Origin of the sequence: Streptomyces sp. CB00455 (assembly GCF_001905445.1) — a bacterium.
In the GTDB taxonomy this organism is placed as follows: domain Bacteria; phylum Actinomycetota; class Actinomycetes; order Streptomycetales; family Streptomycetaceae; genus Streptomyces.
On sequence record NZ_LIVQ01000014.1, the window covers coordinates 1 to 25,972 of the forward strand.

The window sequence follows — 25,972 nt, forward strand, 5'->3', positions numbered from 1 at the left end:
CTTCCCGGTCACAGCACTAGCTGTCGAGCAGCCCCAGCTCGCTGTCGGGCCGACACAGCGGGCACGCGACGACCGACGGCACGGTCTGCAGCACTTCCAGGACCGACTCCCTGGTGGCCGCCCGGCCGCGGCTGGTTATCTGGCAGGCCCCGGTGTGGACGCGGTCGGGTCTGCGGGAGACGCCGATGCCGTACTCGATCCACCAGTGAGGAGGCTCCGGCGGCGGGCGGCGGCGGGCCCGCTCTTCTTCGTCGGCCCGGACGGAGCTGATCTTCTCGTCGACGCGAGCGAGGGTGAGCTCCAGCCAGCGGCGTATCACCAGGAGCTGGTCCAGGGCTGGCGGTAGGGGCAGGAGCGGATCCGGCATGGCGGGTCAGGCCGCCTCGGCAAGGTCGGAGGGTACGGCAGGGCGGGTCTCCTTCTTCAGCTGCATGCGTGCGGCCACCACGTCCTCACGGGCGACCGTCGCCCAGTGGGGGTGATCGACGACAGCGACCGACAGCTCCCGGATCTCGGCCCACATCCGGTCGACCGTCACCTTCTCCTCCTCGCTCCAGCCGGGGCTGTCGGGAACGTCCCCGCGGTCGGAGAACCGCTCGCCCCGGGCCCAGCCCGCGAGGGGTTCCACGCTCCATGGCAGTTCGGCCAGGTAGGCGCGGTGAACGGCATGGGCGCGGTGGAGGCGCTCCTGCAGCTGGAGGAGATCGTCGGGGAAGGTACTGGTGTCGGTCCCCCCTGAATCGTAAGTCTGTTCGAATTCAGTTGGGAAGTCGGCGCTCCGGTCGGTGACCCGTTCGGCGGACCGCCGGCGAGGTCAGGTGGTACGGAACGGGCGGGTGCCGTGTGCTGAAGGGGGGTCTCTGGAGGAGGTGACGGTCGTGGCGCGTCCTGTGTGGGCCGGGAATTTGTCACTCGGGCTGGTCAGCCTGCCGGTGGGCCTGTACACGGCCACCGACAGCCACACGATCCACTTCCATCAGCTCCAGCGCGGCACCTCCGACCGGATCCGCAACCGCCGCGTGAACGAACGGACGGGGGACGAGGTCGAGCTCGACGACATCGTGAAGGGCTACGACGCCGGCGGCGAGTGCGTCCTGGTCGAGCCGAAGGAACTGGACGAGATCGCCCCGGGCCGTTCCCGCTCGCTGGACATCGCCGGGTTTGTCGACCTCGCCGACGTCGAACCGATCTACTTCGACAAGACCTACTACCTCGGCCCGCGCGTGCGGAGTTCGGGAAGGTCTACAGCCTGCTGGAGCAGGCCCTGACCAAGGCAGGCAAGGCGGGCATCGCCACCTTCGTGATGCGCCAGTACGAGTACCTCGTCGCGCTCAAGGCCGAGAACGGCCTCCTGACCCTGCACACCCTGCACTGGTCGGACGAGATCCGGGACCCGAAGAAGGAGATCGACACTCTCCCGGGCAAGGCGAAGGCTTCGGACAAGGAACTGAAGATGGCCGAGCAGCTCATCGGAGCGATGAGCATGACCTGGGACCCCAGCGAGTTCCGCGACACATTCCAGGAGAAAGTCGCCGCGCTGATCGAGGCGAAGAAGGCCGGCGAGACCGTGGAGAAGGCCGAACCCGCGGCCGAGCCGACCGGCGTTTGTCTCGTCGCCTCAACAACGCGGAACGCACCTGGGAGTGCCCCTGCCACGGGTCCCGGTTCGGAGTCGACGGCGAGGTCCTCCAAGGCCCCGCCCTCCACCCGCTGGAACAACAGGACACGGACCAGCTCTGACCCTGATCCGGTACTTCTTTCGGAGTTCGGTGGTCTCAGATGTCGAGAACGTGCCGCCGGCTCCGTCCCGGGGGCAGCAGCGGCCGCCGCCGGCCGCACGGGAAGAAGGAGAGACCAACATGGCGATTCAGCGGATGGACAACGTCGGCATCGTCGTCGAGGACATGGATGCCGCCATCGCGTTCTTCGAAGAACTCGATATGGAGCTGGAGGGCAGGGGGCAGGTCGAGGGTCCCTTCGCCGACCAGTGCACCGGACTCGAAGGCGTCCGCTGTGACATCGCGATGGTCCGGACCCCGGACGGTCACAGCCGGCTCGAACTGGCGAAGTACCGCAGCCCCGCGGTGATCAGCGCCGGGCCGCGCAACCGGCCGCACAACGTTCTGGGTACGCACCGCGTCATGTTCGCCGTCGACGACATCGAGGACACCGTTGCCCGCCTGCGCCCCCACGGTGCCGAACTCGTCGGCGAGATCGCACGGTTCGAGGACAGCTACCTGCTCTGCTACCTCCGCGGCCCGGACGGCATCATCGTCGAACTGGCCGAGCAGCTGCGCTGAGGGGGAGGAATCATGAGCCGCCGGCCCGTGCCGTGACCGCCTGGCCCACGTCACCGAGGACCTGGACCCCGGTGGTCCCCCTCCCGTCACGCGCGCAGGCCGCGGGACCGCAGGACCCGGCGTGTCACGGGGGCGAACACGGCGGTCTCGGCCAGGACGCCGACGACCAGGATGAGCGCCGTGGCCGCCAGGACCGGGCTGAGGCGGCCGCTCTGGCGGCCGTGGTCGAGCATGCGGCCGAGGCCGGGGAGGGGGGCCGTGGCGATCAGTTCCGCCGTCATGAGGGCGCGCCAGCCGAAGGTCCAGCCCTGCTGGAGTGCGGTGACCAGGCCCGGCAGCGCCGCCGGCAGCAGCACGTACCGGACGCGGGCGATCCCTGTCGCGCCCATCGACCGGCCGGCACGGAGCAGCAGCGGAGGCACCTGGTCCAGTGAGGACAGGACGCCGACCGTGATGGCCGGCACGGCGCCGAGCAGGACGACCGTGTAGACCGCGCTCTCAGAGTGGCCGAGCGCGATCACGGCCACCGGTACCAGTGCGGCGGCGGGTAGTGATTGGACGGCGCTCAGGATCGGGGCGACGGGGGTGCGCAGTACCGCGAGGGCGTGGAGGAGGAACGCCAGCGGCACGCCGACCGCCGCCGAGACCAGGAAGCCGAGCAGGCACCGCGCCAGGCTGTGCAGCAGTGCGGGGGCGAGGACTCCTTGCGCCCACGCGGCCGCGATGTCGTGCCACACGGCGGCGGGGGCGGGCAGCGTGGCCGACAGGTGGGAGGCGTACGCGAGCTGCCAGACCGCGAGGACCAAGAGGATCGCGGTCAGCGGCGCGACGGTTCGGGCCACCGTACGGGAGCGCGTACGAGCTCGAGTACGGGAAGGCGTACGGGGGCCGGAGCCGGAGCGGCTTGCCGGCGTCGCCGGAAGCGGGCGGGCGGCGGTGTCAGTGGCGGACATGGCGGCGGACTTCCTCTCCCAGACGGCCGGTGATCTCGTGGACGAGGTCGTTCACGGCGGGGTTCCCCGCCCTGCGCGGGTGGGGGATGGCGACCTGCCACTCCCCGGCGATTCGTCCGCCGGGACGTGATGACAGGAGGACGACGCGCCCGCCCAGGCGGACCGCCTCCTGGACGTCATGGGTCACGAACAGCACGGTCAGTCCGTGCTCGGAGCAGACTCGCGTCAGTTCCTCGTGGAGCAGTTCCCGGGTGATCGCGTCGAGGGCCGCGAACGGTTCGTCCATGAGCAGGAGCCGGGCGCCCTGCGCGAGCGCGCGGGCCAGTGCCACGCGCTGCCGCATTCCACCCGACAGTTCATGCACCCGCAGCTCGTACACGTCGGTGAGGCGCACCGATGCTAGGAGCCGCTCCACCTCCGTACGGAGCTGGGCCCTGGGGGCGCCGGCCAGGCGCAGCGCCAGCTCGATGTTCTCGCCGGCGGAGAGCCAGGGGAAGAGCGCGTGGTCCTGGAACATCAGGGAGGGTCGGGGGTCGAGGACCCGCACCTCGCCCGCGGCGGGGTGGTCGAGTCCCGCGACGAGATGGAGCAGGGTGGATTTTCCGCTTCCCGAAGCACCGAGCAGACAGACGAACTCGCCCTCCACCACGCGGAGATCGATGCCCTCGTCGTCGGCGTCGCCGCCGTAGGGCGTGATGACCGCGCGCAGCTCGATCACGCTGGTGTTCGAAGCCATCGTCACAGGTCCCGGCCGAGGGCGTCGGCGAGTGCGAAGGACCGGCCTGCCATGCCGACCGTGAGCGTGGTGCCGTCGGCCGGGTCGATGAGCAGGAACGATCCTGTGCGGCGCGAGTCGGCGTACGCGTCGAGTGCGAGGGGTTCGGCGGTACGCACGACCACGCGGCCGATGTCGTTGGCGACGAGTCGGCCCGGGTCGGGGTGCTGGGAGAGGTCGTCGAGGGTCAGGCGGGACGGGATCTCCTTGACGATCGCTTTGACCGTACGGGTGGTGTGCTTGAGCAGGACCCGCTGGCCGACGGTGAGCGGCTGGTCCGCCACGTGGCAGACGGTGGCCTCGACGTCCTGGGTGGTCGCGGGGGCGGCGCAGGCCGGGGCGAGGAGGTCGCCGCGGGAGATGTCGATGTCGTCGGCGAGACAGATCGTGACCGACTGCGGGGCCCGGGCGATGTCGACCGGCTCGCCCAGCGCGTCGATCGCGGTGATCGTGGACGTACGGCCTGAGGGCAGGACGACGACCTTCTCGCCGACGCGCAGCACACCGGAGGCGATCTGGCCCGCGTAGCCGCGGTAGTCGGGGTGCTCCGGCGACTGGGGGCGGATCACGTACTGGACGGGGAAGCGGGCCGGGCAGGCGGTCAGGTCGTGGCTGACCGGGACCGTCTCCAGGTGCTCCAGGACGGTGGGGCCCCCGTACCAGTCCATGTTCGAGGAGGGCTCGACGACGTTGTCGCCGGCCAGGGCCGAGATCGGGATCGCGGTGATCTCCGGGACGCCCAGGTCGGACGCGTACGCGGTGAACTCCTCGGCGATCTTCGCGAAGACCGCCTCCTCGTAGCCCACCAGGTCCATCTTGTTGACGGCCAGAACCACGTGCGGGACGCGCAGCAGGGCGGCGACGGCGGCGTGGCGGCGGGTCTGCTCGATCACGCCGTTGCGGGCGTCGACCAGGACCACGGCCAGGTCAGCCGTGGAGGCGCCGGTGACCATGTTCCGGGTGTACTGCACGTGCCCGGGCGTGTCGGCGAGGATGAACCGGCGCCGGGCGGTGGCGAAGTAGCGGTAGGCCACGTCGATGGTGATGCCCTGCTCGCGCTCGGCCCGCAGGCCGTCGGTCAGCAGCGCCAGGTCGGGCGCCTGCTGGCCGCGCCGGAGGGATGCGGCCTCGACGGCCTCCAGCTGATCGCTCAGGATCGACTTGGAGTCGTGCAGCAGCCGCCCGACCAGGGTGGACTTGCCGTCGTCGACGGAACCGGCGGTCGCGAAGCGCAGCAGCGTGGTCGCCGACAGGTCGGCGAACTGCTCGGTGGTGGAGATCATTTCTAGAAGTACCCTTCGCGCTTACGGTCTTCCATCGCGGCCTCGGACATCTTGTCGTCGGCGCGGGTCGCGCCCCGCTCGGTGAGGCGGGACGCGGCGATCTCGGTGATCACGGCGTCCAGCGTCGTCGCGTCGGAGTCGACGGCGCCGGTGCAGGACATGTCACCGACGGTGCGGTAGCGGATGAGACGCGTCTCGGTGCTCTCGTCCTGCTTGGGACCGCCCCACTCGCCGGCCGTCAGCCACATGCCGTTGCGCTGGAACACCTCGCGCTCGTGTGCGAAGTAGATCTCCGGGAGTTCGATGGACTCCCGTGCGATGTACTGCCACACGTCCAGCTCGGTCCAGTTCGAGAGCGGGAAGACGCGCACGTGCTCGCCGGGGGCGTGGCGGCCGTTGTAGAGCTGCCACAGCTCGGGGCGCTGGCGGCGCGGGTCCCACTGGGAGAACTCGTCGCGCAGGGAGAACACGCGCTCCTTGGCCCGGGCCTTCTCCTCGTCGCGGCGGCCGCCGCCGAAGACGGCGTCGAACTTGAGGCTCTGGATCGCCTCCGTCAGCGGGACCGTCTGCAGCGGGTTGCGGACGCCGTCGGGGCGCTCGCGGAGCTTGCCGGCGTCGATGTACTCCTGGACGGAGGCCACGTGCAGGCGCAGGTTGTGCCTCGCCACCGCCCGGTCGCGGTAGTCGAGGACCTCGGGGAAGTTGTGCCCGGTGTCCACGTGCAGCAGCGTGAAGGGGACCGGCGCCGGCGCGAACGCCTTCAGCGCCAGGTGCAGCATGACGATGGAGTCCTTGCCGCCGGAGAAGAGGACCACCGGCTTCTCGAACTCGCCCGCCACCTCGCGGAAGATGTGCACCGCCTCCGACTCGAGCGAGTCCAGGTGCGACGGCGCGAACGCGTCGTGGTCGGGCCGGGCAGCCCCGGATGTCCGCGCCTCTGCCACCTTCATACCAGTCCCCTTTCGGTGAGCAGCGCGTACAGCGCCGCCGCGGACTCCTGCTCGGTCTGGTCCTGCGCCTCGATCCGCAGGTCCGGGTTCCGCGGCTCGTCGTACGGGTCGTCGACCCCGGTCAGACCGGAGATCTCGCCCGCCGCCTGCTTGGCGTACAGGCCCTTCACATCGCGTACGGAGCACACCTCCGCCGGAGTGGCGACGTACACCTCGACGTAGGGCGTGCCCTCGGCGGCGTGCCTCTCGCGGACCGCCTCGCGGCTGTCCTCGTACGGCGCGATGACCGGGACCAGGACCTTCACGCCGTTCGAGGCGAGCAGCTCGGCGACGCACCCGATGCGCTGGACGTTGGTGTGGCGGTCCTCGCGGCCGAAGCCGAGGCCCGCGGAGAGGAACTCGCGGATCTCGTCGCCGTCCAGGACCTCCACGCGGTGGCCCTCGCTGCGCAGCCGCCCGGCCAGCTCGTGGGCGATGGTGGTCTTGCCCGCGCTCGGCAGACCGGTCAGCCAGACGGTGGCCCCCGTCCCCGCGGCCGCGGGGGTCCCGGCGCGCTGGTGGCCTCGTACGCTCGTCATCGTTCAGCCCACCGGAAGCGCGGTGGCCAGGGAGTTCGCCGCCTGGAGGCTCAGGTTGAGGCCGGCTGCCGCCGGGTCGTCGGACCAGGGCTGGATCCGGGCGCTGGCGGTGAACCTGCGCAGGGCGGCGGCGGGTGTGCTGCGGGGAGCCAGCCGGCCGGCCCGCCAGGCCTCGCGGAACGCGATGCCCGCGCCCTTGCTGTTGCGGTGCGCCACGCGCAGGGCGGGGGCGAAGTGGACCCGGCCGCCCTCTGCCGACAACCGTTCGACGAGCCCGTTGTCGCTCGCGGTGACGACGTCGGGGAAGCCGTCGGCCGCCAGGAACCGCTGCGTCCACACGGCGGAGTTGCCGCCTGCGAAGAATGTGACGGCGCTGTCAGCGGCGTGCTGGGCGTACCGCACCTCGTAGCGGTACTGACGGGCTCGCGCGACCACCCCGCGGTCGAAGGGCAGGACGCGGCCGGTGATCGCCGCCCGATCCTCGGTCAGGGCCGCGTCGAGCACATGGAACCAGTCCGGCAGGGGGCGCGCGTCGTCGTCGAGGAAGGCCAGCACGTCACCGGCCGCCTCCCGGGCGGCCAGATTGCGGCTGGCTGCGGCGCCCAGCTGTCGCGGGTTGCGGATCAGCCGCACGTCGAAGGGGTACTGCACCGCGTCGACCCGCAGGGGCACCTCGGATGCGTCGTCGACGAGGATCACTTCGTGGACCAGGCCCGTGTCACAGACGGCGGTCGCGGTGAGCAACTGGCGGATGTCCTCGGGGCGGTTGCGGGTGGCGACGACGACCGACACCCTCTTGGTCCGCCGCGACGGCGGGGTGGTGTCGTCCGCGGTGTGCGCCCGCGCGTGCGGCTGTGTGCGCTCTGCCGTGCTCATGGCCGTGCTGCTCCTTGCGTCGGGGTGGCTCACTGCGTCGTCGTGGCGAAGGGGTTCAGCACCTCGTCCACCTCGTCGAGCAGGTCGCCCAGGGTGGCCGGGGAGGTGTCGGCCAACGGGGTCGTGGTGATCGTGATCCGGGCGGCGGCCTCCCGGGCGAGCCGCTCGGCGGTCCCGGTGTCCGCCGCGTAGGCCATCACGTAGCCGCACCGGTCCTCAGACCAGCGCAGTTCGTGCACGGTGTCGCCGACGGACACCTGCACGTCGACCTGGACCACGCCCTCGGCCGATTCCGCGTCCTCGACCCCGCTCACGGCGGTGACCAGGCCGGGACCGGCGACCAGGAAGCGGATGGCGGCGGCGCCGCGGGCCGGGCAGTCGGCGGGCAGCGGGTCCGTCTCCAGGGCCAGCCGGTAGGTGGCTTCCTCCAGGTCGATGCCGTACACCAGCCGTACGAGGTCGTTGATGCGGTCTCCGCCGCGGCGGCTGTGCGACTCCACGACCCGGGGGCCGTCGGCGGTCAGGATCACCTCGGTGTGGGCGGGTCCGTCCGCGAGGCCGGCCGCGTCGAGGAGCGCGGTGACCAGGTCCCCTACGGACTCCCGCTCGTCGTCGCTGACGGGGGCGGGGACGACGTGGGCGAGTTCCACCACGCCGCCGCCCGTGTCCTTGCCCGTGATCGCGACGATCCGGTGGCGGCCCTGCGAGGAGAAGCTCTCCACGCTCAGCTCACGGCCGACGAGCAACTGCTCGACCATGAACGTGTCGAGGCCGAACTCCTCGCGCCAGGCCCAGGCGGCGTCGGTCTCACCCAACGAGTGGATCTTGCGTACGCCCAGGCTGCCGGAGCCCATGGTCGGTTTGAGCACGGCCGCGCCGTGCGTGGCCACGAAGTCGCGCAGCTCCTCGCGGCCCGGGTCGGTGAGGGTGGGGACGGGGCCGATGCCCTTGCCGTTGAGCAGGGCTCGCAGGGCCGGCTTGTCGTGCAGGAGCCGGGTCGTGCGGGCGCTGTTGCCCGGCAGTCCCAGGGTGTCGGTGAGGTGTCCGGCCACCGCCTGGGCGGCTTCGGTCTGGGTGAACAACCGGGAGATGGGCTGCTGTTCGTGGAGCGCGCGCACCAGAGCCGTGACGGTCGGTACGTCCTGGTAGTCCACGAGCAGCAGCTGGGCGCAGTGCGCCACGACATCGGGGTCGAACGCCGACGGCTTCTGGACGTGCACCACCTCGAAGCCGAGCGCGGCGGCCTTGCGGACGATGCCGGCCTTGCCGCCGAGCACGAGAATGCGGGCTGCGCCGGGCGCGGGGGCCTGGGAGGACAGGGGGATCACCTCTACGGGGTCGTGGTGGCGAGGGCGGGGAGATCAGCGGCGTGTGCGGGGGACGCGAGGTCCCGCAGCGCGTGCCAGACGTTCGCCGTCGCCTGCGGGAGGTCGCCGTCGGCGGCGGCGGGGTTGCGCGGGCTGAGGCCGCGCAGCGCCTGTGTGAGGTCGAGTCCGGTGAACTCCGAAAGGCGCCCGGTCTCCTCGCCCCGGCACAGCGCCTGGTACTCGATCACCAGCAGTCGCTCCCGCGGGATGCGCTCGACCAGGTCGAGCCCGTGGGCGTTCCAGGCGGTCCATTTGGCGAGTGCCGACTCGCGGGTCACGGGCAGCCAGGGCCGGTCGCCGGTCCACCGCAGCATGGAGCGTGCGGCCTCCTCGGGGTGGCGCACCAGCAGCACGTACCGCGCCTGCGGCAGTACGGCGTCGAGCCAGGGCAGGTGCAGCAGGTACTCGTTGTACTTGTCGCCCCAGTGCGGGAGGTCCTGGCCGCTCTCGGTGAGGATGCGCCGGGCGAGTGCGACGGGGTCGTCACCCGCCGTCCCCTCGGCGACCTCGCGGGCGACGGCGCGCAGGCTGTCCTCGACGCGGGCGCGCCAGCGGTCCACGCCGGCGCCGTCCGGCGGGCGGCGGTCCAGGGCGTGCAGGATCTCGTCGGCCCTGAGGTGCCGGTCGGCCAGGTCCTCGCGGGTGAGCCAGCGGTGCAGCAGATAGGGCAGCTTGCCGTTGACGGTGAAGTGGCCGCCGACGTCGTGGAACGCCAGGTTCAGGGCGTAGGCGAGGGCGGTGGTGCCGCAGCGCTGGCCGCCGAGCAGGATGATCGGTGATGTGTTCATGCCGTGGCCTTCGCTGGGTCCGTGTGCGCGGTCCGCGCCGCCTCGGTCATCTCGCGCAGCAGTCGCATGCACTGCGAGCTGGCCTCGAAGCCGCCCGCGGTGAACTCCTCGCCCCAGGGTTCGTCGCGCTGCTGCTGGGTGAGCGGCTTCCGCCCGATCCGCCAGTGCGTCTCGAGCGACAGCCAGTGCCGGTAGCCGTCCTCCGCGAGCGTGTTGAGGATCGCGGGCCACGGAAGGTCGCCGTCGCCCAGGCGGACGTAGCCGCTCTGCCCGTCGGGGTCCTTCACGTGGACGTGCCGGATGCGTTCCCGGCCGAGCGCGTAGTCCTGCGGGAACGGCGCCGGGTCCCAGCCGCTGAAGACGCTGTTGCCCGGGTCCCACAGGACCGCGAGCCGGTCGTCGCCGAGTGCGTCCAGGAACTCCAGGGTGTGGCGCATGGTGGGGCTGTTGGTGCGCATGCCCGTCTCCACGAGCAGCGGAACCCGGTCGGCGGGCACGCCGTCCAGCACCTCGCGCGCCGCCTTGGCGGCCCTGCGGGGATCCGGGTCCCCTTCGCGGTAGAAGGTGAAGATCCGCACGAACGGCGCGCCCAGCAGCTCGGCCCGCCGTACGGCGTCGACGACCAGGTCACGGGCGGCAGCGACCTCGGCGCCGGTGCGCGGCAGCGCACATTTCAGCGCGGGCGGGTCGAACCCGGCGATCTCCAGGCCGTGGCCGGTCACGGCATCACGGACCGCGGCGAGCTGGGCGTCGTCCATCAGGTGCGGGGGCACGCCGCCCGAGGAGCGGATCTCCAGGCCGCCGAAGCCGAGCCGGTGTGCCTCGGCCGCGGCCGCGTGGATGTCCTGGGACGCTTCGTCGTTGATGATGGCGAGTCTCATATGAGTACCTCCTTCGCGGGGGCTGATGCGGTGGGCGGGGTGGCGGCGAGGGCGGGCCGGGGCTCCCCGGCGTACCACGCGCGCAGCAGTGCGAGGTCCTCGGCGAGGGCCGGCGCCTTGGACTCGACGGTGACCGCGCGCAGCGGGCCGGCCGCCGAGAGCACGTCGCGCGTCGGTTCGGCGCACGAGGTGGCGAGCGGCTGGTGCCGGGAGGTGTCGGGCGCGTTCCAGTCGAAGCCCTTCACCTGGGCGTACGACGTCCAGGGCGCGAGGAGGGCGGCGGCGACGACCGGATCGGGATGGATCCGGGCCAGGCCCATCGTGTCGAGCAGGATGCCGGTGCCGGCCCGCTCGCACAGTTCCACGAGCTCGGGGACGGATGCGTACCCGTGGTGGGTTTCGACCAGGACCCGGCTGCTCTCGCCCACGAGCGAGGTCAGCAGCGCGATGTGGCGCAGCGTCGACTCGCGCCGCCCCGGCGCCATGCATCCCGCCGAGGCGAACACTTTGACCGGCAGGCCCTGCTCCAGCGGGCCCGTTCCAGGACTGGCCGCCGCTTCACCCAGGACGTCGCCGATCCCCACGAAACACACCTCGCAGCCGGCGCGCCGCAGCCCGGCGAGACCGTCCGCTTCCCAGGCGTGTCCCTTGCCCGCCCGTACGTCGACGGCGGTGCCGCCCAGCGAGAGCGTGAGCCGGGCCAGTTCCGGGCCGTCCAGGTGCGCGGCGGAACCGGAGGAGAGGCCGATGAGCGTCATGCCGGCACCGCCCGCTGCAGGGCGACCGCCGAGAGGATCTCGGTCACGCCGCGGGCCCCCTCCAGATGGCAGCGCCGGGGCGGACGGCCGGACGCGACGGCCTCGGCCATCTCCCGGTAGACCGCGCGCCGCAGCTCGGGCGTGGTGACGGTCGGCCAGGTCTGCTCGGTGTCACCGATCTGGGTGCTCACCGTCCCGTCGGCGATGCACAGACCGCGGTCCGGGCCAAGCACCTGGAGCCGTTCGGTGCGTACGGCCGACTCGGCGGTCACCGTGAACGCGAGGGTGGCACCGGTGCGGAACTCGACCAGGCCGGTGACCCGGGTGTCGATGCCCGGCGCCAGCTCCCTGCTGTCCGCCAGCCGTACGGTTTCGGGCCGGCCGAGCAGCTGACACGCCAGGTCCAGGTAGTGCACGCCCAGGTGGGCGGCGATGCCGCCGAGCGCCGATGCCGGGTCACTGCGCCAGTCGGCCCGCCTGTAGTGGGCGGGCGGACGGAATCGTGACACCTCGAGGACCGCGGTGGTGGCCGGGGACGCCCAGTTCGTCGACAGTGCGGCCTCGGGCAGCCGCATGCGGTGCTGGAGCATGACGCCGACCGGCTTCCCGGCCCGCACCGCGGCCTGTGTCACCCGTTCGATCTCCGCGTCCGAGACCGCGGGCGGCTTCTCGATGAGAACGGCCTTGCCCGCCTCGAGCGCCTCCACGGTCAGCATGGCCCGGCCGCCGGGTGGAACGCACAGCGCCACCAGGCCGACTGCCGGATCGGCGAGCAGCTCCCGCCAGGAGCCCGCGCGCCGCAGCGCACCGGTGTCCGATGTGGGGTCTTGTTCGAGCACGGACACGGTCCGGGCCTCGGCGAGGCCGTCCAGGGCGGAGGCGTGCTGGCGGCCGGCGACCCCGAAGCCGACGATTCCCACCCCGAGGCTCATCGGACCGCCCCCGCGCCGGCGAGCGTACGGTCAGCGGTCCACCCGAGCCGTGCGGCGACGGACGCGGGCACCGGGACCCCGTGGTCCCGGGCGGCCGACTCGGCCAGCTCCTCCTGTTGTTCCGGCAGATGGATCGGGGGGGCGCCCTGCGGGTAGCCGGCGGCGACCGCCCCCGACAGTACGGCGAGCAGCTCGTCGACGGGCGGATCGCCGAAGGCCGAGGGGGAGAGCGCGAGGAAGAGCTGCGAGCAGTCCATGGGGCGATCCGGCTCGGCGCGCTGCTTGTGTACCAGCGGGCTGACCGTGCCCCCCGCCAGGATCCCGGCCAGTACCTCGGTGATCACGGCGACGCCCAGGCCCTTGTGGCCGCCGAAGACGGGCACGGCGCCGCCCCGGTCCAGCTCCTCGGGGTCGGTGGTGGGTCGCCCTTCGCGGTCCACCAGCCAGGTGGCGGGCACCGTCTCGCCCCGGTGCGCGGCGTGCCGGATCTTGCCGCTGGCGACGGTGCCGGTGGCGAAGTCGACGACCAGCGGCCGCTGTCCGGTGCGCGGGACGACCATGCACACGGCGTCGTTGCCCAGGGTGGGGCGACCGGCGCCGGGTGCGGCGACCGACGGGCCGGAGATGTTGAGGACGAGGCCGACGACCGCGTGTCGTACGAAGTGCCCGCGGTAGGCGGCGAGCATCCCGATGTGGTTGTTGCCGCGGACCGCGACGGCGGCGAGTCCGGTCTCGGCCGCCTGGCGGGCGCAGCGCTCCGCCGCGAGTTCGGCGGCGACCTGACCGAAGCCGCCGTGGGCGTCGAGCACGGCGACCGCAGGGCCTTCGGAGATCCACTCGGGTTCGGCGGCCGGGTCGATGCCTCCGTGCTCGAGGCGGTCCAGGTACATCGGGAGCAGGCCGACGCCGTGCGAGAAGTGGCCCCGGACGTCGGCGTCGACGAGGACCCTGGCGACCAGCGCCGCATGCTCCGCGGCCACCCCGGCACCGGCGAGGGAGCCGGTGGCCGCCTCGGTCAGCGCCTCGGTGGTGAACCTGGCCTCGGGCTCCTGCGCCGACGCCTGCCGGTCCCCGGCGGTGGGGCCGGGGGCGCGGTTCAGGTGCACGAACCGGTCGGCCGCCGCGGCGGCCTCGGGGTCGGTGGTGACGAGGAGCACCGCGCTGCCGTGCCGGGCGGCGGTCCGCGCCGTCTCGGTGGCCGTCTGCGCGGCCTGCGCCGCCGCCCCGTCCGCCACCCCCGGGCCGGCGGGCGAGGTCGCGTCGACGACCGTGGCCAGGGGGGTGGAGGCCCCTGCGGCGGGCGGCCGCTGACCGGCGCGTACGACGGTGATTCCGGTGGGGCGGGCCGGGGCGACGCGGCGCGGCCGGCCCTTGTCCCCCACCGTGATGACGCCGTACTGGGCGCGCCGGGACCCGCCGAGCACCTCGGCCAGTGCGGCTCCTGACGCGGGGTCGTCCGTGAGTACGGCGACGATCTCGCCGGCGGCCACAGCGGTGGTCAGTCCCGGTACCAGGATGCGTTCGGCTCCTTCGGGCCCTTCGGCCACGATCAGGTCCGCCACGCGGAGCACAGGCCTGCGGCCCGCTGTTTCGGTCATTGCTGACTCCTCGTCAGTGCCGGGGGGATGCGGTCAGGAGGCGGCCTTGGGCTCCAGGAACTCCAGCCGGTTGCCGAGCTTGTCGAAGGCGTAGAAACGGTCGTGGCCGGGGAAGTTGTCGTCCCAGGTCACCTCGTGGCCGTACGCCTCCAGGCGCTTGGCGAGGTCACCGAGGGAACGGACGAGGATGCCGGGGTGGGCCTTGCGGGCCGGGCTGAAGTCCTGCTCCACGCCCAGGTGGACCTCCAGGCCGCCGCCCCGGAACCAGCAGCCACCGCGGGCGGCGAGGACGGGCGGCTTCTCCAGCTCGGTCATGCCGAGCGCCTCGCCCCAGAACTGCCGGCACAGGTCCTCGGCGCCGGCCGGAATGGCGAGCTGGACGTGGTGCAGGCCGCCGAAGGCGTAGTCGGTGGTGTTCTCGGTGGTGTTCTCGTTGCTCATGGTCTTCCGCTTCCTTCGTCTCTGATCTGTTGCTCGGTCCCGGGCCACCTGGGAAATCGATGACCCGGTGGTGGTTACGGGGTGGTGAGGGCTTCGTGCCGTGCGGCCATGCCGTCGCTGCGTACAGTGAAGCTCAGCTTGCGCACGCCCTCCTGGGCCCGGCGCAGTGCCTCGTCCTGGTCGGAGCCGACCGCGCAGACGTGCGCTCCCCGGGCGAACGATCCGGTCACGCCCTTGAGCCGCTTGCCCGGCTCGCGCAGCACCTCGACGTCGACCACGCCCTCCAGTGCCCGCGCCTCGTCCTCGCCGGTGACCTCGACGATCTTGCCGACGGCGTCCGGGCACGCGTACCAGATGGCCGCCGCGCGCGGTCCCTCCGCCGTCCGTGCCAGCGCGGCCCGCACGTCGGGCAGGACCCGCAGGCCGACGGCCTGCCGGGCGACCACGTCGATCAGGTCGACGCCGCAGACGCGCGCCCACAGCTCGGGGATCTCGTCACCCGCCGGACGCAGGTGGGTCTCGACGAGGTGCACCGCGTCCGCGGCCACGATGACCTCGGTGTGGGTGACCCCGCGCCGTACGCCCAACGCACCGAGCATGTCCCGTACGGTGGCGGCGATGCGCTGCTCGTCGGCGGGCGAGAGCGGGGCCGGGACGACGTGGCCCACCTCCACGAAGTGGTCGTGCTCGGAGATCTTGAGCGTGATGCCGACGACCAGGTGCTCGCCGTCCTCGCTGACGCACTCCACGCTGTACTCGTCACCGCTGAGGAAGGGCTCCACCAGCAGGTCCGCCGAGTCGAGGTCACCGGCTCCGGTGGCACCCCAGCCCAGCGCGCGGTCGATGTCGCCGGGGCCGTCGATCCGGGTCACGCCCTTGCTGGCGACACCGCGCACCGGCTTGCAGATCAGGGGGTACCCCGTCTTCTCCGCGACCTTGAGGACACCCTCCCGGTCGTGCACCGTCTCGGCGAGGGTCTCGCTGACGCCCGCCTCGGCGAGCACCCGGCGCATCTCGCACTTGTCCGCGACGGCGCGCACCGTCTCGGGGCTGTGCCAGTCGAGGCCGAGCGCCAGAGCGATCGCGGCCGTCTTCTCGGTGTCCTTCTCCGTGAAGTTGGTGAGGCGGTCGACCGGGTCGACGGCGTGCACGAACCGCGCGGCGGCCACCCACTCGTCGGCGGGCGCGTCCTCCCGCAGCACGATCAGCCGCTGGATCTTCTCCCGGCTGCGCAGCCGCGGCACGACCTCGGGGCGGCAGATCACGGTGGTCCGCAGCCCGGGCCACGCGTCGCGGGCCCGGTCGGGCAGATCGCGTCCGCCGCTGACTATCAACAGGTGCAGGGGAGCCGGTGTGTCGGACATGGAAACCTCCGTCGGTACGGGATGGGGTGGGGTGGGTCAGGAGCCCGCTTCGGCGGGTACGGGCACGGGGGCGGCCCCGGCACCTGCCGGGTCTGCCGCGCCGGCCTCGACCGCCGTGTCCGCGGGCCGGGGGCGGGTGCCCACCCAGCTCAGCCCGGCGGCCAGGGGGAACGCCCCGGCGAGGAACAGCCAGCCGGCCGGACCCGCCTGGGAGAGCAGCCACAGCACGACGGCGGGGCCGGCGATCTCCGCGGCCGAGAAGCCGGTGTTGAAGAAGGAGAGGTAGCGGCCCTGGGCGGCCTCGGGAGAGAGCGCGAAGGAGATCTCCCACGACGACGCCGAATGCAGCAGTTCGGCGACGGTCAGCAGCAGCAGCGCGGCCATCAGGGCCACAGCGGTCCATCCGGGGGATCCGAGGACACCGCTGAGCGCGAAGGCGAGGCACGACAGCGTCAGCAGGACCGAGGAGCGGTTGGTGGCCCGCCGAGCGGTGGCCATGTTGTCGATGTGCCGGGTCACCCTGACCTGGCCGATCACAGTGATGAGCGTGTTCGTCGTGACCAGGACGGTGATCATCCAGACCGGGGAGCTGGTGTGCTCGGCCACCCACAGCGGCAGCACGGTGATCAGGATCGCGTCGTGCAGGAAGAGCACGCCGTTGGCCGCCGTCGCGGCCACGAACCGCCAGTCGCGGATGGGCGGGACCACCGTCCCGCCGGACTTCCCGGACTTCCCCCCGTCCTTCGTCCCGGCCTTGTCCGCGGAGCCGGCGGGACCGGCGTTGGGAAGCATCGTGATGCAGGCGAACACGAACATGAAGCTGATCGCGTTGCCGATGAACAGCCAGCGGAACAGCGTGGGCGAGTCCGTCGTCAGCGCGATGCCCGCGACCGAGAAGCCGACGGTGAAGCCGAGGTTGCGCAGGGCCCGGATGAACCCCATCGTGCGGTTGCGCTCCGTGCCGGTGATCAGCCGCCCGACGAGTGCCTGGTTGAGCGGCTGGCCGGCCCGGTCCATGACGAACAGCAGGCTGGCCGTCACGACGAATTCGTTGAAGCCGTGCACGTTCAGGTAGGCGAGGTAGCCGACGGCCCGCCAGACGCACACGACGAGCAGCATGTTGCGCGGACCGAACCGGTCGGCGAGGCGGCCGATGGGCACGGCGGTGAGGAGGCCGACCACGCCCGCGATGGCCAGGCCGACACCGAGCTGCGTCTCCGTGAGCCCGCCGAACCGGGTGAAGTACAGGGCCGAGCCCGCCAGGAACATTCCGGTGCCCACCGACCCGACCAGCGCGTTCACCGCGATGATCCGGGATTCCCGGGTGGCGGGCATCGCCCGGGCGAACCGGCTGTGCCAGGTGCTTCGTTCGGTCATGGTTCTCCTCGTGGAATCGTCGGGACGGACCGGCGGGTCCTGATCCGGGACCGGGGCAGGTGCGCCGGCCCGGGTGCGTGCCCGGTCAGTGACGCGGGGCGCCGGGCGTCCACCGGTCGCGCCAGTGGCGGACCAGTCCGTCCCAGGTCTCGGTGGCGCCGGACGGCAGGTACGTCCGCCGGATCGACTGCGGGTCCGCTCCCCACGGCCGGGCCGGCGAGCGCACCGTCCCGAAAGCCAGTACGTCCTCGGGCAGGCCGGGCTGTTCGGGGATGCCGCCGTAGGGATAGGCAAAGAGCCGTGCGGGCCCGGGCCCGAACCAGTCCGCGATGTCGGCGAGCGAGTCGAGGGACTCCTTGCGCGCCACCTCGTCCGGGATCCGGTCGAGGTGCGGGTGGGTGCGGGTGTGCGCCCCGATCGCATGGCCGTCCGCGGCCAGCAGCTCGCACTCCTCGCGCGTCAGATGGTCGGCCCGCGGCTGGTCGCTGCGCTGCCCCAGGAGAGCGGTGCAGACGAAGAACACCGCGCGCACGCCGAGGCGGTCGAGAATCGGACGGGCGTGTACGAAGTTGTCGCGGTACCCGTCGTCGAAGGTCACCAGGACCGTCGGGCGCTCCGGGCGGCGGGGGCCCCCTCCGGCGAGCAAATCCGAGGGCTCGTACGGGTCGAACTCGGCGAGCACCCGCTCCATGCCGAGGGCGAATTCCCGGGGCGTGAGAGCGGTGTAGTGCCGCACGTCGGGGTGGACGTGGTGGAAGTACAGGACCAGGGGCCAGCCCGGAGCGCTGCCCGTCGTGGGCTGGTGCTCGCTCGGGATGCCCGGTACCAGAGGGATCGCGGCCGTACTCATCGGGTACCTCCCGTCTCCGCCGGCCGAGCGGCGGCGGCGTCGGCAGCCCCGGCTTCGGCTTCGGCTTCGGCTTCGGCTTCGGCTTCGGTGAGAACCTCGGTCATCACCTGCTCGACCGCCTCGGCCAGCTCCTCGATCCGCGCCGGGCTCCAGTGCCCCGTCGAGTACTTCAGGCTGAGCTCGAACTCCCCGTCGACGATGTCGCCCTCCGCCATCAGCAGGTAGCGCTCGCGTTGGAGAGGTGAGCGGTGCGCACCGAAGCTCTCGGCCGCGGGGCGCAGCACGGCGTCGGGCGCACGCTGCTCGAGGCGCAGCAGGTGTCCGCGAAAGTTCAGGCGCACACTCGGTCGCGGGCAGGCGCCCAGGGCGTCCCGTTCGGCCGGTTCGGGCGAGCCGAACCGCAGCGCGTCGAAGCCGTACCGCCGCTCGGGCAGCGCCCGTAGCGGGGTGAGCGCGGCACGCAGCGCGGCCATGCCCCGCCCCTGCCAGCGCAGTACCGCGGGATACGTGCTCTGGACGTAGCCGACTGTGCGGGACAGGTCGAGGGCGCCAGCGCAGACGTCCCGGCTGTGCGCGTACACGTCGACGCCGTGCACGGCCTCACCCGTCCATCTGGCCAGGCCGCCGGCCAGGCAGCCCAGCGCGAAGTCGTGCGGGGCGATGCCCGAGGCGGGCAGCTCGCGGGTGACCAGGCGGGTGGCGTCCACGCCGAGCCGGAACCGGTGGACGCGCAGGCTCGGCAGCCGGTCCGGTCCGTCGAGCTCGGGCCTCAGCGCGGCGAACCGCGCCGTACGGGCGATCCACTCGGCGGCGTCCTGGCGTGCCTCGGCGCTGTCCAGCCAGGCGCGCAGCGCCGTGCCGACCGCCCGCGGGCCGGTGACGGCCGCCGCCTCCGGTGCCCGGCGTGCGAGCAGCGCCTCCAGGTCGTCCACGAGAACGCCCATGGACACGCCGTCCAGGACGAAGTGGTGGACGGTCATCAGCAGACGGGCGGTCCCGTCGCCGATCTCGGCGTACAGCAGCCCGAACATCCGGCCGTCGGCGAGCGACATCGACTTCTGCGCCGCGGCCAGCGCCTCCTCCAGACGCACGGTGCGTTCCGGTACGGGCACGGCGGACAGGTCGACGCACATGACGGAGCTCGCGGGGTCCGGCGCGGTCAGCTCGGCCGTGCCGTCGGCCGACAGCGCGGTACGCAGCGCGGAGTGCCGCTCCAGCAGGGCGCCGGCGATCCGGGTGAGGGGTTCGCGACCCAGGCCGGGGTCCACGCCGAACAGGGCGTTGAGACAGAAGTGGTCGGGCTCGGGCAGCTCCCCGTCGTACAGCCAGCGCCGCTGCGCGGGCAGCAGGTCCAGCGGGCCGGCGGGCTCCTCCTCGACGCGGGCGGGCGCGGCGGTGCCCCGCTCTTGGGCCCGGGCGAGGGCAGTGCGCAGGGTGCGCCCGGTGAGCAGGTCGGCGGGCGACAGGGGCACCCCGCGGGTCCGCAGATGGGCGCAGGCGCGCATCGCCATCAGCGAGTCGCCGCCGTGGGCGAGGAAGTCGTCGTCGGCGCCGTAACCGGGCGCCTGGAGGAGCCCGCGCAGCAGGCCGAGGACGCTGTCGAGCGGCAACGGCCCTTCCTGCTCCACGGCCCCTTCGGCGCGCTCGCACAGGAGCTGGTCGGCCCGGTCCGCGGCGGCCCGGCGGTCGATCTTGCCGGAGGTGGTGAGGGGAAGCCGGTCGAGCACGGCGATCCGGCCCGGGACCAGATATCCGGGGACACGCGCGCGCAGGCGTTCGCGCACGTCCTCCGGGCTCGGGCCGTCGGCCGCGAGGGTGACGGCGGCTGCGAGGATCTGCCCGCCGGACCCGTCGCTCAGGGCGAAGGCGGCTGCCGAGGTGACGCCCGGGGTGTCGACCAGATGCCGGTCGACCTCGTCGAGTTCGACGCGGTGCCCGCGGATCTTGACCTGGTTGTCGACGCGTCCCAGGAACTCCAGGTTCCCGTCCGCGTGCCGCAGGACGAGGTCGCCGGTGCGGTACATCCGAGCGCCGGCATCCGTGGCGAACGGGTCGGTCGTGAAGCGTTCCGCTGTGCGCGCCGGGTCGTTGAGGTAGCCGGCGGCCAGGATGGGGCCGCCGATCCACAGTTCGCCGGGTTCCCCGGGCGGGGTGGGCCGCCGGTGCTCGTCGAGCACGTACAGCCGGCGGTCCCCGACCGGGCCGCCGATGGGCAGCCCGCCGGTGGCGGGCACCGGCCCGCGCGGCGCGATCACGAGGGCGGTGGCGGTGACCACCGTTTCCGTCGGTCCGTAGCCGTTCACCAGGGTGGTGTGGCCGAGCGGGGTGCGCTGGTGGGCGCGGGCGTCGGCGGCCGTGGCGTTCTCGCCGCCGATGACGACCGTCTGTACGCCGGCGAGGGACGGCCGGTCCGCGCCGTCCAGTTCGGCGCAGAGCATGCGCCAGTAGGCGGTGGGCAGCTGGAGGAGCGTCACCCCGAGATCGCGGACCGCGGCGGCGAGCGACTCGCTGTCGGGGACCCCGCCGTGGTGGAAGGCGAGCGTGCCGCCGGCGGCCAGGGTGGGCCAGATCTCCTCCTGCGCGACGTCGAAGCCGATGCTCGCGAACTGCAGGACGGTTTGGGCTTCTGTCAGCTCGAACAGGCCGGCGGCGGCATCGACATGACGGGCGAGGGCCTCGTGTCCGACCAGCACGCCTTTGGGGGCGCCCGTGGATCCGGAGGTGTAGATGGCGTACGCGGGACGGACGTACCCGGGGCGGCCCTCCGCGCCACCGGCGCTCCGTCCCAGGGCCGTGACGCCCTCGGCGTCGATCGTCACGACGGCCCGCGAGTCGCGTAGCAGGTAGGAGCGGCGCTCCTCGGGCGTGTGGACGTCGATGGGCAGGAACGCGGCCCCGGCCAGCCAGGTCCCGAGCATCGCGGTGACCGCCTCGGGGCCGGACGGCAGATGCACGGCGACGATGTCCGCGCCGCGCACGCCGTGGGCGAGCAGGGTGTCCGCCGTTCGTGCCGCGCGCTCCCACAGCGCGGCGTAGCTGACGCTCTGCCGGGGGGTGCGCAGGGCTGTCGCCGACGGGTCGGCGAGGACGCGCGCGTGGATCGCCTCCGGTACCGGGGGCAGCCGGCGGGGCGCTGTCGGTACGGTCACGGCCGTGCCCCCTCGCACCCGGCCGGGGTGGGGCCGCTGGGGTCGAGCAGCAGCGGGGCCGCGGCGAGCAGCTCGTCCCCGTACATCCGGTGGCGCTGTACGACGATGACCAGGTCGCTCTGCGCGACGGCCGCCGCCTGGTCGTGGCAGGGCGGCAGCGCCCGGCCGCGCGCCGCGAAGGCGGTCACGTACGGGTCGTGGAAACTCACGTGCGCACCCATGGCGAGCAGTTCGGCGGCCAGCGGTTCGGCGGGCGAGTGGCGCACGTCGGCGACGTCCGGCTTGTAGGTGACACCGAGAAGCAGCACCCGTGCCCCGCGCACCTCGATCCCGTGGTGGCAGAGCAGGTCCTTGGCCCGGGCGGCGACCCAGACGGGTATCGAGTCGTTGACGCGCTGGGCCTGCTCGGCCATGCGGAACGGCAGGCCTTCCTGAGTGGCACGGTGCACCAGGTAGAGAGGGTCGACGGGGATGCAGTGGCCGCCGACGCCGGCGCCGGGGCGGAAGGGCGTGAAGCCGAAGGGCTTGGTGGCGGCCGCGTCAATCGTGTCCCAGACGTCCACGCCCAGCCGGTGGCAGATCTGCGCGAACTCGTTGATCAGCGCGAGGTTCACCTGGCGGTAGGTGTTCTCGAGGATCTTGGCCGCCTCGGCCTCGCGTGTGGAGCGGGTGACGTGGACCTGTTCGGTGAGCTCGCGGTAGAAGGCCGCCGCCCTCTCCCGGCACGCTGCCGTGAGGCCGCCCACGACCTTGGGGGTGTTATGGAAGCCGAAGTGCTCGTTGCCGGGGTCGACCCGCTCCGGGGAGAAGGCCAGGAAGAAGTCCTCGCCCGCGACCAGACCGGATTCCTCCAGGGTTTCGCGGATGACCCCGTCCGTTGTGCCCGGGTACGTGGTCGACTCGACGATCACCAGCTGGCCCGGCGCGAGGTGATCGCGGACGGTACGGGTCGCCGACAGCAGCGGTCCCAGGTCGGGTACACCGTGGGCGTCCACCGGGGTGGGCACGCACAGGGCGATGGCCGAACAGTCGCGCAGGAACGCCGGATCGGTGCTCGCGTCCAGCTGGTCGGCCACGGCGTCGAGCTGTGCGGCGGTCACGGTGTCCACCGGCGGGTAGCCGATGTTCACCTGCGCCACGATGAACTCGTTGAGGTCGAGTCCCCGGGTACGGCGTCCGGCGGAGGCGGCCGCCACGGCCAGCGGCAGACCCGCGTACCCGATGCCGACGACGGCGACCTCTACGGTACGGGTGAGACACGGGGCGGGGGCGGGCCCGTGGTGGGGGGCGGCGGCCGCTGGGGCAGGTGTGGTGTGGGCCGATACCGGTGGGGCGGATATCGGTGGCGCGGTGGTGATGAGATCCATCTCGGCTCCTCAGGGACGGTCGGGCAGGCGCTGGCTCGCTGGGTGCGCGCTCTACCACCAGCCGTTGTCGTCACCGGGCCCGGCGGCGGACGCCGTGACGGTATGCGCGGAGGCACCGCGGTCCTCGGAGGCCAGGCCGGCCAGTCCTGTGATCGCCAGAGCGAGCACGAGGGCGGCGGCGGTACACCAGCGGGTACGGAAGGCTGCAGACATGGTTGTCCCCCGGGAGCATGAGTCAAAGTGATCGGAGTGGAGTTCTTCGGTGCCGGGCGGTCGGCCGCGGGCGAGCTCGCATCACCATGCTGGGCGATGGAAACCAGTCGATCAAGGAATCCGGACGGCGACAACCGGTCATGGCGACCCCCGGCCACGAGCCGCCTTTGTCTCAGCATCCGAGACGGGGCGGCGTCGTGCGCCGGTCCCCCGCCATGTCGGACGCAAAAGAGGCGGGGCACCGGGCCGATGCCCGGGTGCCCCGCCTCTTTTCCCGCCCCCCGCTTCACGCGCTTAGGCCAACAACCCCGCCTCGGCGACGCGCAGGGCGGCCTGGAACCTCGTGGTGGCGCCGAACCGGTCCAGGATGGCCGAGATCAGCCGGCTCAGCGTGCGCGACGATATCCCCAACTGGCGTGCGATCGCCTCGTCCTTGACTCCGTCGGCCAGCAGCTTGACCACCAGCAGCTCCTGGCTGTCCAGCGCCGTCTCGACCGCCTGCCGACGCTCGGGCGCCCGCTGCAGGGGCGCCGCGTAGTGCCAGCAGTGGTCGTAGAAGGCGTGCAACGACTGGACCAGGGCCTTCCCGTGGATCGCGAACGCGCCACGGCGGCTGTCCCGCGGATCGATCGGAAGGACGGCCAGGTCGTCGTCGAACAGGATCATCCGCAGCGGCAGACAGTCCGCGGTGCGCGCCTCCCTGCCCGGCCGTACGGCGTCCGCCAGGTACGCCGCCATGTACGGGACCTCCGCGGCGCGGCGCTGGTACAGCGCCTCCACCTTGATGCCCCGGCTCTCCATCTCGTTGTCGCGCAGCAGCATGTCGTCGATGATCCCCTCGGGCGGAGGGCCGCCCGGGTGCATGGACCGCATGCGTGAGCGGGCCATGCTCCCGGCATCGTCCAGGAAGGCGTTGGCGAGGGCCGGGGTCTCCAGCGTCTCGATCTCCACCGCCTCGCGCCGCTCGCCGCGCAGATCGGGGAAGTCGTGCACCAGCGATGATATGGCGGTGCGGATCCTCGAGACCTGCTGGAGATGCGCGGTCGCAAGGCGCTCCTCCGCGGAGAAGAGCCGCGTGAGCGCGGCCTCGGGGTCCACGGTCGTGAACCCGCAGGGCGATTCGGGCGCCGGAGCGAGCAGTCCGCTCATGCTCAGCCGGTCGCACGCCTCCTCGGCCTCCGCGGTCGAGCAGCGGGCCTCGGCCGCCACCAGGTCCAGAGACCATGCGGGATTGCGGTAGATGAGCCCGTACAACGCGCGGTCCGCCTGCCCTTGGTCCTCGGATTCAGGCATAGATGTTCCCCCTTGTGTGCTGCCCCGGGCCGCGACCCGTTCCCCTGAGCCGCGCCGGCGGGCGATGCCCGGCGCGTGAGCATAGCGCCCCCACCGGCGCGCTGACGTCCCCCTTTTCCGAGGTTCACGTCACACCGGCCGGGCGCCCGCAGGCGGCCTTTCGGTGGGGTTCCGTCGGTCGGGCGCGCTTGCCGTCGCCGGCGGACGGTTCCCGGCTCAGGCCCAGAATGCCTCGATGACGGTGATCTGGGGCTCGGCGTCGCGGCGGACGAACGTGAAGATGAGCCATCCGCGGCCGCCGGCAAGGTCGGCGATGTGCCGGCGCGGGCAGCAGCACGCCGCTGCAACGCCTCGAAGGACAGGCCGCCGGTGGCCGGGTCCCACACCAGGACCTCGCCATCGAGGACCAGCGCGTACGGCAGCTGGTCCGCCGCCGCGACCAGATCAGGAAAGGCGTCCTGGACCAGGGCGCCGCGGCGGGTCTGCAGCAGCACCCGCCCGCCGGGCCCGGCCGGGGTGAACACCAGCATCCGGTGGCCGTCGATTTTCTGCTCGTAGGCGACCGCGGCGTGCGGGCGTACGGGCGGGATCTCCTCCGCGGCCTGCGCCAGCATCGGCTCCACCGGCGGATACAGCGTCACCCAGCAGCCCCTCTCGTCATCCCCCTGCCTCCAGGGTCCGCCGCCACGGCCGGGACCGGCGCAGTACGCGCCCGGAAGGGTGATCCATCCGAAGTGCCGACGGGTCCGCCGCGCGCAGGAAGCGGGCCGGATACGGCACGGTGACGGCATGCGCCGCTGGACCCTGGCGATCCGGGGCCCGCGCAGCAGCTCAACGGGGAGCGCGGTGGGGTCAGACGGTCGGGGATCCGGTGTACTCGTGGCGCTGGTAGCCGCGTCCGTCGCCGTGCCAGTCCAGGAACAGCACCACGTCAGCGAGGGCGCGGGGACCGGCGCGGTGGCTGATCGTTCCGGTCCGGTAGCGCCCGTTGTAGTGGGCGTTGGAGTTGCTGTCCTCCAGCCGGGCTTCCAGGCCCGTGAAGTCGTGCTCGGCGACCAGCGGGTCCGTGCCGTGTCGGGACTCCTTGATCTGGAGTCGGATTTTTGCCCCGTCGAAGATCGTCGTGTCGTCGACGGCGTAGAAGGTGGGGCCGTCCCAGCGGGCCTCGGCGTAGGAGTGGACGGTGGATCCGGAGCGGGCCGCGCACACGGAGATGGTGACGTCCCAGTTGTCGGGCCACGGACCGCTGTACGCGGTGTCGTCGATGGACCGGGTGCTGCTGGAGCACTGGTAGTGGAGCGGGGCCTGGGCCGCTGCGCCGGCCGGGGCCGTCGCCGCGACGCAGGCCAATGCCGCAGCAGCCGCGAGCACGGGGGACTTCATGGGCTTCATGAGGGGTCGCGGCAGGTGGGGTATTCGAAGTTGACGTACCAGTTCCTCAGCCCGGCCGCGGTGAAGAAGGCGTTGATGCTGAACCACGCCGCTGGCGGCTTCCACAGCAGCAGCTCCGTCTCCTGCCACACCCCGGGCGCGAGCTCCCACTGCCCCGTCGCCATCGCGTCGAACGCCTCCGTGCGCACCGACCGGTCGCCGTCGACGCGGGCTTTGGCGTACAGGGCCGGCCACAGCGCCTGAGCCCCGGGCGCGCAGGCGGTCACCAACGCCTCGCCGGTGTCGGCGACAACGCGCAACGCCTGCTCGCTCCACACCCGCCCAGAGCGGTGCACGTCGCGCCGCACCACCGTCTCCCCCGCCTCGAAGGTCTCCACCGGGTGCCTCCCTCGTACGAGCCCGGCCGGAACATCCGGCAGGACGGGCACCACCCTGAGCGCACGCGGCCGGTGCGGGCAAGCCACCGTTCGGGGCGGCTTGCCCAGGC

Annotated in this window: 25 protein-coding genes and 3 pseudogenes; 3 read left to right on the forward strand and 25 right to left on the reverse strand. The window is 72.5% G+C overall.

From position 1 onward, the window contains the following. Window positions 1-16: 16 nt before the first annotated feature. The gene (locus AMK16_RS32590; protein WP_073920957.1) at window positions 17-367 is read right to left on the reverse strand and encodes a DUF6233 domain-containing protein; all 351 of its coding nucleotides are present in this window, start codon (window positions 365-367) and stop codon (window positions 17-19) included. Window positions 368-373: 6 nt separating this feature from the next. Then, on the reverse strand, window positions 374-628 hold the full coding sequence (locus AMK16_RS32595; RefSeq protein ID WP_242439029.1) for a hypothetical protein: 255 nt from the start codon (window positions 626-628) through the stop codon (window positions 374-376). Window positions 629-932: 304 nt separating this feature from the next. On the opposite strand from AMK16_RS32595, the pseudogene ku reads away from it, so the two are divergent. The 3 genes and pseudogenes from ku to AMK16_RS32615 form a co-directional block, all read left to right on the forward strand. Then, window positions 933-1,396 (forward strand): annotated as a pseudogene (gene ku / locus AMK16_RS37875) (non-homologous end joining protein Ku); the annotation flags it as partial. Window positions 1,397-1,620: 224 nt separating this feature from the next. After that, window positions 1,621-1,740: pseudogene (locus AMK16_RS32610) on the forward strand (Rieske 2Fe-2S domain-containing protein); the annotation flags it as partial. 119 nt (window positions 1,741-1,859) lie between these two features. Continuing rightward, window positions 1,860-2,300, forward strand: a complete 441-nt coding sequence (locus AMK16_RS32615; protein WP_073920960.1) for a VOC family protein — start codon at window positions 1,860-1,862, stop codon at window positions 2,298-2,300. 86 nt (window positions 2,301-2,386) lie between these two features. Here AMK16_RS32615 and AMK16_RS32620 read toward each other — a convergent pair whose 3' ends face one another. The 23 genes and pseudogenes from AMK16_RS32620 to AMK16_RS32725 form a co-directional block, all read right to left on the reverse strand. After that, window positions 2,387-3,142, reverse strand: a complete 756-nt coding sequence (locus AMK16_RS32620) for an ABC transporter permease (protein ID WP_079191882.1) — start codon at window positions 3,140-3,142, stop codon at window positions 2,387-2,389. A gap of 97 nt (window positions 3,143-3,239) precedes the next feature. After that, the gene (locus AMK16_RS32625; protein WP_073920962.1) at window positions 3,240-3,989 is read right to left on the reverse strand and encodes an ABC transporter ATP-binding protein; all 750 of its coding nucleotides are present in this window, start codon (window positions 3,987-3,989) and stop codon (window positions 3,240-3,242) included. 2 nt (window positions 3,990-3,991) lie between these two features. Beyond that, window positions 3,992-5,311 (reverse strand): sulfate adenylyltransferase subunit 1, encoded by a 1,320-nt coding sequence (locus AMK16_RS32630; protein WP_073920963.1) that lies wholly within the window; start codon window positions 5,309-5,311, stop codon window positions 3,992-3,994. Between the two features lie 2 nt (window positions 5,312-5,313). Next, window positions 5,314-6,261 (reverse strand): sulfate adenylyltransferase subunit CysD, encoded by a 948-nt coding sequence (gene cysD, locus AMK16_RS32635; RefSeq protein ID WP_073920964.1) that lies wholly within the window; start codon window positions 6,259-6,261, stop codon window positions 5,314-5,316. Next, a complete protein-coding gene (cysC, locus tag AMK16_RS32640) occupies window positions 6,258-6,839 on the reverse strand; it encodes an adenylyl-sulfate kinase (protein ID WP_073920965.1) in 582 nt (193 codons plus the stop codon). The genes cysD and cysC overlap by 4 nt, the downstream gene beginning before the upstream one ends. A 3-nt stretch (window positions 6,840-6,842) precedes the next feature. After that, on the reverse strand, window positions 6,843-7,715 hold the full coding sequence (locus AMK16_RS32645) for a glycosyltransferase family 2 protein (protein ID WP_073920966.1): 873 nt from the start codon (window positions 7,713-7,715) through the stop codon (window positions 6,843-6,845). A 29-nt stretch (window positions 7,716-7,744) separates the two neighbouring features. After that, window positions 7,745-9,043, reverse strand: a complete 1,299-nt coding sequence (locus tag AMK16_RS32650) for an ATP-grasp domain-containing protein (RefSeq protein ID WP_199885679.1) — start codon at window positions 9,041-9,043, stop codon at window positions 7,745-7,747. Window positions 9,044-9,045: 2 nt separating this feature from the next. Beyond that, window positions 9,046-9,870, reverse strand: coding sequence for a sulfotransferase (locus AMK16_RS32655; protein ID WP_073920967.1), 825 nt, complete (start codon window positions 9,868-9,870; stop codon window positions 9,046-9,048). Beyond that, entirely contained in the window at window positions 9,867-10,751 is an 885-nt protein-coding gene (locus tag AMK16_RS32660) for a sugar phosphate isomerase/epimerase family protein (protein WP_073920968.1), read from the reverse strand. The genes AMK16_RS32655 and AMK16_RS32660 overlap by 4 nt, the downstream gene beginning before the upstream one ends. Continuing rightward, window positions 10,748-11,509: a hypothetical protein gene (locus AMK16_RS32665; protein WP_073920969.1), complete on the reverse strand. Its 762-nt coding sequence runs from the start codon at window positions 11,507-11,509 to the stop codon at window positions 10,748-10,750. Before AMK16_RS32665 ends, AMK16_RS32660 begins: the two co-directional genes overlap by 4 nt. Then, the gene (locus AMK16_RS32670; RefSeq protein ID WP_079191883.1) at window positions 11,506-12,441 is read right to left on the reverse strand and encodes a Gfo/Idh/MocA family protein; all 936 of its coding nucleotides are present in this window, start codon (window positions 12,439-12,441) and stop codon (window positions 11,506-11,508) included. The genes AMK16_RS32665 and AMK16_RS32670 overlap by 4 nt, the downstream gene beginning before the upstream one ends. Then, a complete protein-coding gene (locus AMK16_RS34600; RefSeq protein ID WP_107417305.1) occupies window positions 12,438-14,039 on the reverse strand; it encodes an Ldh family oxidoreductase in 1,602 nt (533 codons plus the stop codon). The genes AMK16_RS32670 and AMK16_RS34600 overlap by 4 nt, the downstream gene beginning before the upstream one ends. A gap of 33 nt (window positions 14,040-14,072) precedes the next feature. After that, complete coding sequence (locus AMK16_RS32680) at window positions 14,073-14,480, reverse strand: glyoxalase (protein WP_073920971.1); 408 nt, start codon at window positions 14,478-14,480, stop codon at window positions 14,073-14,075. Window positions 14,481-14,554: 74 nt separating this feature from the next. Then, entirely contained in the window at window positions 14,555-15,844 is a 1,290-nt protein-coding gene (locus AMK16_RS32685) for an ATP-grasp domain-containing protein (RefSeq protein WP_073920972.1), read from the reverse strand. 36 nt (window positions 15,845-15,880) lie between these two features. Continuing rightward, the gene (locus AMK16_RS32690) at window positions 15,881-17,221 is read right to left on the reverse strand and encodes an MFS transporter (RefSeq protein WP_073920973.1); all 1,341 of its coding nucleotides are present in this window, start codon (window positions 17,219-17,221) and stop codon (window positions 15,881-15,883) included. 85 nt (window positions 17,222-17,306) lie between these two features. Continuing rightward, window positions 17,307-18,071: a polysaccharide deacetylase family protein gene (locus tag AMK16_RS32695; RefSeq protein WP_073920974.1), complete on the reverse strand. Its 765-nt coding sequence runs from the start codon at window positions 18,069-18,071 to the stop codon at window positions 17,307-17,309. Next, the gene (locus AMK16_RS32700) at window positions 18,068-21,220 is read right to left on the reverse strand and encodes an amino acid adenylation domain-containing protein (protein ID WP_073920975.1); all 3,153 of its coding nucleotides are present in this window, start codon (window positions 21,218-21,220) and stop codon (window positions 18,068-18,070) included. Before AMK16_RS32700 ends, AMK16_RS32695 begins: the two co-directional genes overlap by 4 nt. After that, complete coding sequence (locus AMK16_RS32705) at window positions 21,217-22,587, reverse strand: nucleotide sugar dehydrogenase (RefSeq protein ID WP_079191885.1); 1,371 nt, start codon at window positions 22,585-22,587, stop codon at window positions 21,217-21,219. The genes AMK16_RS32700 and AMK16_RS32705 overlap by 4 nt, the downstream gene beginning before the upstream one ends. Window positions 22,588-22,638: 51 nt before the next feature. Next, window positions 22,639-22,800: a hypothetical protein gene (locus AMK16_RS36425; protein ID WP_158071271.1), complete on the reverse strand. Its 162-nt coding sequence runs from the start codon at window positions 22,798-22,800 to the stop codon at window positions 22,639-22,641. A gap of 294 nt (window positions 22,801-23,094) precedes the next feature. Beyond that, on the reverse strand, window positions 23,095-24,093 hold the full coding sequence (locus AMK16_RS37880; RefSeq protein ID WP_073920976.1) for a helix-turn-helix transcriptional regulator: 999 nt from the start codon (window positions 24,091-24,093) through the stop codon (window positions 23,095-23,097). Between the two features lie 386 nt (window positions 24,094-24,479). Next, window positions 24,480-24,884 (reverse strand): annotated as a pseudogene (locus tag AMK16_RS38415) (ATP-dependent DNA ligase); the annotation flags it as partial. Window positions 24,885-24,945: 61 nt separating this feature from the next. Then, on the reverse strand, window positions 24,946-25,476 hold the full coding sequence (locus AMK16_RS32720) for a hypothetical protein (RefSeq protein WP_143196920.1): 531 nt from the start codon (window positions 25,474-25,476) through the stop codon (window positions 24,946-24,948). A gap of 5 nt (window positions 25,477-25,481) precedes the next feature. Beyond that, window positions 25,482-25,862, reverse strand: a complete 381-nt coding sequence (locus AMK16_RS32725; protein ID WP_242439030.1) for a hypothetical protein — start codon at window positions 25,860-25,862, stop codon at window positions 25,482-25,484. Window positions 25,863-25,972: the final 110 nt, after the last annotated feature.